This is a genomic window from Paenibacillus sp. UNC496MF, assembly GCF_900113915.1.
GTDB lineage: Bacteria > Bacillota > Bacilli > Paenibacillales > Paenibacillaceae > Paenibacillus_Z > Paenibacillus_Z artemisiicola.
In genome coordinates, this window is record NZ_FORE01000031.1 from 1 (window position 1) to 7,803 (window position 7,803).

The following is a 7,803-nucleotide window of genomic DNA, read 5'->3' on the forward strand; positions in this document are numbered from 1 at the left end:
AGGAATATCCGTTCGAGATGCTGGTCGAGCATCTGGACGTGTCGCGGGATTTGAGCCGCAATCCGCTATTCGACACGATGTTCGTGCTGCAGAATATGGAGATGCAGCGCTTGGAACTGCCGGGACTGCGTATCTCGCCGTATGAAACCGACAATCGGATCGCGAAATTCGACCTGACGCTGGCAGCGTCGGAAGGCGAAACGGAACTGAACTTCAGCATGGAGTACAGCACGGCGTTGTTTAAGGCGGAGACGATTCGGCGGATGATCGGTCACTTCCGTCAACTGATGGAAGCGGTCGTTCGTGATCCCGGGGTGGAGATCAAGGAGCTGGAACTGCTGACGGCGGAAGAGAAACGGCAGCTCCTCGTCGACTTCAACGGGACGGAAGCGGCGTACCCGCAGGACAAGACGATCCATGAGCTGTTCGAGGCGCAGGTGGAGCAGACGCCGGATAACATCGCGGTGGTCTTTGAAGAACAGACGCTCACGTACCGGGAGCTGAATGCGCGGGCGAACCAGCTGGCGCGGGTATTGCGAGACAAAGGTGTCCAGCCGGACAGCTTGGTCGGCATGATGGTAGAGCGTTCGCCGGAGATGATCGTCGGGATGCTCGCGATCTTAAAAGCAGGTGGCGCGTACGTGCCGATTGACCCCTCTTATCCCGAAGAACGTATTCAATACATGCTGAAAGATAGCGGTGTCTCAGTGTTGCTTTCGGGTAAGGATCACGTAATTTCCAACTATATGGGAGAAGTCATACCTGCAAACGAATGGAACACCGGGGGAGGACTTTCGGGAAATTTACCGGTTATAGGAAGTCCGGACCGGCTGATTTATATGATCTATACCTCCGGCTCAACGGGAAATCCGAAAGGGGCAATGATTCGCACGGATGCTTTTACCAATCTGGTGCAATGGTATGCCGATAAGTTTGCAGTTGATGAGGACGACCGTAATTTGCTGGTTGCCCCAATCGGGTTTGATTTGTGCCAGAAAAACTTATTCGCGACCTTGATTAAAGGCGGAAGGCTTGTTCTCTTCCCTTCAACAATCGATTATGAGTGGATGGCGGATGTAATCGACAAGCAGCAAATCACGATGATCAATTGCGCGCCGAGTGCTTTTTATCCCTTGTTGGGAGATCGTTCGGAGGTCCGTTATAAAAAATTAATAACCCTTCAAAAAGTATTTCTTGGTGGGGAACCGATTCAAACGCAATTTTTAGTCGATTGGGTAACATCCGAACACTATCGGTCGGAAATCATCAATACGTATGGGCCGACGGAATGTACGGATGTCGTGTCCAACTACCGGGTTACAACAGAAGAGATTCGAAATGGAGCTAAGCTTCCAATAGGTACGCCTATAAATAATGTGTCCTTATATATAGTAGGGGAACACAGCGGTCAGTTGCAGCCGATCGGTGTGGCTGGGGAACTCTATGTCGGCGGAATCGGAGTTGGTCTCGGCTATTGGAACCGTCCGGAACTGACGGCAGTGAAGTTTCTACCCAACCCCTATGTGCCGGGAGAGCGGATGTACAAAACGGGTGACCTGGCAAGATGGCTGCCAGACGGCAACATCGAATACTTGGGCCGAATCGACCAGCAAGTGAAAATCCGGGGCTACCGAATCGAGCTTGGCGAGATCGAAGCGCAGCTGCTGCAAACGGGGCTTGCGCAGGAAGCGGTCGTCATCGCACGCGAAAACGAGTTGTGCGCGTATGTGGTCGCGGAGAACGAACTGACGGTTGCGCAGCTGCGCGGAGCATTAGCGCAGACGCTGCCAAGCTACATGATCCCGGCGCATTTCGTGCAGCTGGAGAAGCTGCCGCTGACGCCGAACGGGAAGATCGACCGCAAAGCGCTGCCGGCGCCGGATGGCCGGTTATCGACGGGTGTCGCCTACGTCGCGCCGCGCACCGAAACCGAGCGGCGGCTGGCCGCGATTTGGCAGGAAATTCTTCACGCCGAGCAAGTGGGCGTGCACGACAACTTCTTTGATCTTGGCGGCCATTCGCTGCGCGCGACGGCACTCGTCTCTCGTATCCATCGCCAGTTCGAGGTGGAAGTCAGTCTGCGGGAGGTGTTCCAGCAGCCGACGCTGGAGGCGCTGGCGGCCGTGATCGCATCGAAGGAAACAAGCGCGTTCGCCGCGATTCAGCCGGCAGCGGCGCGGCCGTATTACCCGTTATCGTCGGCGCAAAAGCGGATGTACGTGCTGAGCCAGCTCGAAGGTGCGGAGCAAAGCTATAACATGCCGGTCGTGATGAGAATCGAAGGCGAGTTGGACCGCGAGCGTCTGGAGCATGCGCTAAACCGGCTGATCGAGCGGCATGAGTCGCTGCGGACTTCGTTTGAGCTGGTCGAAGGCGAAGCGATGCAGCTCATTCACCCGTCCGTGCCTTTTGCCATTAGCGAAAAAAGGGCGACGGAAGCCGAAGCGGATGCGCTCGTGGCCGCCTTTATCCGTCCGTTCGATTTGAGCCAGGCACCGCTATTGCGGGTCGCGTTGATCGAGCTGGGCGAAGAGCGTCACATGCTGCTGCTGGACATGCCGCATATCGTTTCCGACGGCGTGTCGATGGAGATTCTGGTGAATGAGTTCACAAAGTTATTCGCCGGTGAAAAGCTGCCAGAGCTGCGGATTCAGTACAAGGATTACGCGGTATGGCAGCAAGAAGGCGCGCAAAGCGAAGCGATGCAGCGGGAAGAGGCGTACTGGCTGAAGACGTTCGCGGGAGAGCTGCCGGTCCTGCAGCTGCCGGCGGATTATCCAAGGCCAGCAGCAAGAAGCTTCGAAGGCAACCGGATCGAATTTACGCTGGATAAGGCGCTGACCGAAGGTATTCACCGATTGGCGGAAGAGACGGGGACGACTCTGTACATGGCGCTGCTTGCGGGATTCAACGTGCTGCTGTTCAAATATTCGGGACAGGAGGATATCGTCGTCGGATCGCCGATCGCGGGCCGGCCGCATGCCGATCTGGAAAGAATTATGGGAATGTTCGTGAATACGCTGGCACTGCGCAACTACCCGACGGGAGAGAAGAGGTTTGCAGATTTCCTTCGTGAGGTAAAGGAGCAGGCGCTGAGGGCGTACGAGCATCAGAACTATCCGTTTGAGGCCCTGGTGGAGAAACTGGACGTAGCCCGGGACATGAGCCGCAATCCGCTGTTCGATACGATGTTCGTGCTGCAAAACACGGACCGGCAGGCGATCAAGATGCAGGGCTTGCGAGTGGAGTCCTATGAGCCGCCCCATCGAATTGCGAAGTTCGATCTGATGCTGGCAGCAATGGAAGGCGAAAAAGTGATCCACTGCAGCTTCGAGTACAGCACGGCACTGTTCAAGGAAGAAACGGTTCAGCGGATGATCGGGCATTTGGAACAGATCCTTCGGACGGCGGCGAGCGAGCCGAACGGAAGGATCGACGACATGCCGTTGCTGACGGAGGAGGAAAAGCGGCAAATCCTGCATGACTTCAACCAAACGCAATCTGAGTACCCGCGCGATAAGACGATCCATCAACTGTTCGAAGAGCAGGTGGAGAAAACGCCGGACAACGTTTCAGTCGTGTTTGAGGACAAGCGACTGACGTACCGTGAGCTGAATGTGCGTGCGAATCAACTGGCGCGCGTGCTGCGAAGCAAAGGTGTACAGGCGGACAGCCTTGTTGGGATTATGACGGAGCGTTCGCTGGAAATGGTCATCGCAATTCTGGCGATCTTGAAAGCAGGCGGTGCGTATGTGCCGATCGATCCGACGTTTCCGGAAGCACGCATCCGCCATATTCTGGAGGATTGCGGAACGAGCTTGCTGTTGTCGCAACGCAGATGGAAAGCAAGCATTACCTTTGCGGGAGAGATCGTCGATCTGGATGACCGTCGGAGCTGGAGCGGCGAGGACACGGCCAATGTTGAAGCGGCAGTAAGCCCGCATACGCTTGCGTACATGATGTACACTTCCGGTTCGACGGGCAAGCCAAAAGGAGTCATGGTTGAGCATAGGACGGTCGTCAACACGCTGAAGGCAATGCAGGAGAAGTATCCGTTAGAGGCGGAAGGAAAATATTTGCTGAAAACAAGGTTTACCTTCGACGTCTCCGTTGCGGAGTTGTTTGGCTGGTATGACCAGGGTGGAGCGCTCGTGATCCTGCCGGCAGAACAGGAGAAAGAGCCCAGATGCATTATGGAGGCGATCCGGCGTTACGGCGTTACGCATCTCAACTTTGTACCGTCCATGCTTCGAATGTTTGTCCAAGAGCTGCAGGAGCCCGGCATCCCTCGGCTCGAAACGCTGAAGTATGTGTTTGCCGCCGGAGAAGCTCTTCCGGCCGACCTGGTACAAGAGTTTTACCGGCGCCTTCCAGAGTCGCGATTGGTGAATGTGTATGGACCGACGGAGACGTTTTATACCACGGAAATCGCATTGGAGCCGGATTTTGCAGAGATGGACGTGCCGATTGGCAAGCCGCTGTACAATGTGCAGACTTACATTCTAAGCGATAGTGGAGTTGCGCAACCGATCGGCATACCGGGAGAAATGTATGTCGGAGGCGACAGTGTGGCCAGGGGGTACTTCAACCGACCGGATCTGACGGCGGAGAAGTTCGTGCCGAACCCGTTCGCGCCAGGCGAGCGGATGTACAGGACCGGTGACCTGGCGAGATGGATGCCGGACGGGAACATCCAGTACTTGGGCCGGATCGACCATCAGGTGAAAATCCGGGGTTACCGGATCGAGCTCGGGGAGATCGAAGCGCAGCTCATGCTGCTGGAGCCAATACGAGAAGCGATCGTCATCTCACGGGAAAACGAGCAGGGACAAAACGAGCTGTGCGCGTACGTGGCGGCGGAAGAGGAGCTGACGGTGGCGCAGCTGCGTGGAACGCTATCGGCTGCATTGCCAAGCTACATGGTCCCGGCGCACTTCGTTCAGTTGGACAAATTGCCGTTGACGCCAAACGGAAAGATCGACCGGAAGGCGCTGCCGGCACCGGACGGCAAGCTGTCGACGGGCATCGCCTACATGGCGCCGCGCAGCGAAACGGAGCGGCAGCTTGCGAGGATTTGGCAAGAGCTGCTGGGCGCCGCGCAAATCGGCGTAAACGACAACTTCTTTGATTTGGGGGGACACTCGCTCCGGGCGATCACGCTCGTTTCCCGCGTCCACCGGAAATTCGAGGTGGAGATAAGCTTGCGCGACGTATTCCGGCATCCGACGCTGGAAGAGCTGGCGGCGGTTATCGCTGCGCAGGCGAAAAGCGCGTACACCGCGATTGAGCTCGCAGCGGAGCGGCCGTACTATCCGTTATCGTCCGCGCAAAAACGGATGTATGTGCTCAGCCAAATGGAAGGCGCGGGCATGAGCTACAACATGCCGGCTATGCTGCGCTTGGAAGGAAAGCTGGATCGCGAGCGGTTGTCGGCAGCCATGAACGGACTGATCGCGCGGCATGAATCGCTGCGAACTTCATTTGTGATGTGCGAAGGCGAAGTGGCGCAAATCATTCATCCGCACGTGTCCTTCGCCGTCAGCGAGAAGCGGTGTACCGAAGCCGAGGCGAAGAGGCAAGCAGAGGCGTTTATCCGTCCGTTTGATTTGACGCGGGCGCCGCTGCTCCGGGTAGAAGCGCTCGAGCTTGGGGAAGAGAAGCATTTGCTGCTGCTGGACATGCCGCATATCATTTCCGACGGCGTATCGATGAGCGTATTGGTGGAAGAGTTCATGAAGCTGTATGCCGGAGAATCGCTGCCGGATTTGCGGATCCAGTACAAGGATTACGCGGTGTGGGAGCAGGAGTCTCAAATCGGCAGCGAAGCGATGAAGGAACACGAGGCGTACTGGCTGTCGCGGTTTGAAGGCGAGCTGCCGGTGCTGCAGCTGCCGACGGATTACCCAAGACCTGCGGTACAGGATTTCGCAGGCGACCTAGTGTCGTTTACGCTGGATCCTGCGCTGACATCAGGGCTAAAACTCCTGGCGGAAGAGCGCGGCACGACGCTGTATATGGTGTTGCTGGCGGCATACAAGACGCTGCTGTTTCAGTATACGGGACATGAAGACCTCATCGTGGGCACGCCGATCGCCGGCCGAAGCCATGCGGATCTGGAGAAGGTCGTGGGGATGTTCGTGAACACGCTGGCACTTCGCAGTTACCCCTCTGAGGGTAAGACGTTTACCTCTTTTCTGGAAGAAGTGAAGCAGCATACGCTGGAAGCATTTGAGCATCAGGCATATCCGTTCGAGGTACTGGTGGAGCGGCTTGATGTGAGGCGGGATACGAGTCGCAATCCGCTGTTCGACACGATGTTCGTCTTGCAGAATACGGAGATGAAGAACTTAGAACTTTCCGGCCTGCGCATCTCACGGTATGAGACCGATAATCGGATCGCGAAGTTCGATTTATTGATGGCGCTCCTTGAAGAAAACAATCGTATCAACATGCAACTAGAGTATCGCTTGAAGATTTTTAAACGCGCAACGATCGAGCATATGGGAAATGAATTCATTACCTTGCTGCAGCGGATCGTGAAGCATCCTGACATGCTTCTTCTTGAATCGGAGATGCAGCAACAATCTTCAATGACAAGTGAAATGAAGGACCTTGAAAGCTGGCCGTTTTAATTGTAGTTACGATGAGTCGGGACGAGTAGCATGCTTACCCAACTTGTGAAAGTCCCGACTGCTCGGACTGCTTTAAAATAGAAGGGAGAAAGAGCATAGTTATGTTGTTTAAACACGATAGCCGCAGCTTAAAGCAACGAAAATATTGGCACAATAAAATTCCCGGGCATATCGATAGAACGACCCTATCACCGGATTTTTACAAGGCTGATGCGTATCAAAAGCAAACGTTGCTTATTGAACTGGATCCGGAATTAACGGCAAAAATGAAGGAAGCATGTAAAAATTCGGATTATTTTCTTTATCTGTTTTTTATAACAACGCTCAAAACGTGCCTCTATGCATACTCAGGCAACGTAAATTCTATCGTCGGCACCCTGAGTTTGAAAAATGAACATCCTATCGCCCCCAATCTTCTGGCGCTTTATGACGTCATTCAAGAGGACATGACATTCAGAGAACTTCTGAATCAAATCAGACAGACCGCCAAGGAAGCGAATGAAAATGGGGAGTATCCATTTGAGAAGATCATACAAGATTTACAAATAGATTCCCGAACCAATGGTCATCCTTTATTCGATATCATGATGGTTTCTTCCAATATTCAACCAACGGAAAGACTCGAATCCATTGAAAACGATGTAACGATTTATATAGATTCTAATGATTCTGATGCATTGACTTTGCTGTTTCAATTTAACGGTGCCCTTTACGAACAAAACACGATTGCGAGATTTGGAAAACATATCGAGCAGATCTTAAATCAGGTTGTAAAACATGAGTTGAATATCCCGATCTCTCAAGTTAGTTTAGTGTCCGAAGAAGAGCGGGAACAACTCATCTATGACTTCAACCGGACGGAAGCGGAATACCCGCGCGACAAAACGATCCATGAGCTGTTCGAGGCGCAGGCGGAGCAGACGCCGGACAACGTGGCGGTCGTGTTCGGGGAAGCGCGGCTCACGTACCGCGAGCTGAACGCGCGGGCGAATCAGCTGGCGCGGGTGCTGCGTGAGAACGGCGTGAAGCCTGACGAGCTTGTCGGCCTGATGGCGGAGCGTTCGCCGGAGCTGATCGTGGGGATCCTGGCGATCTTGAAAGCGGGCGGCGCGTACGTCCCGATCGATCCCTCGTATCCGGAAGAGCGGATTCGCTACCTGATCGAGGACTC

2 protein-coding genes are annotated in these 7,803 nt (G+C 54.6%); both read left to right on the forward strand.

Features of this window, described 5'->3' with window-relative positions; all coding sequences use genetic code 11:
- On the forward strand, positions 1-6,632 hold a 6,632-nt coding region (locus tag BMZ79_RS33295), incomplete at its 5' end, for an amino acid adenylation domain-containing protein (protein ID WP_143089206.1).
- A 101-nt stretch (positions 6,633-6,733) separates the two neighbouring features.
- Positions 6,734-7,803: AMP-binding protein (locus BMZ79_RS34065; protein ID WP_143089207.1), on the forward strand; the 1,070-nt coding region annotated here is incomplete at its 3' end.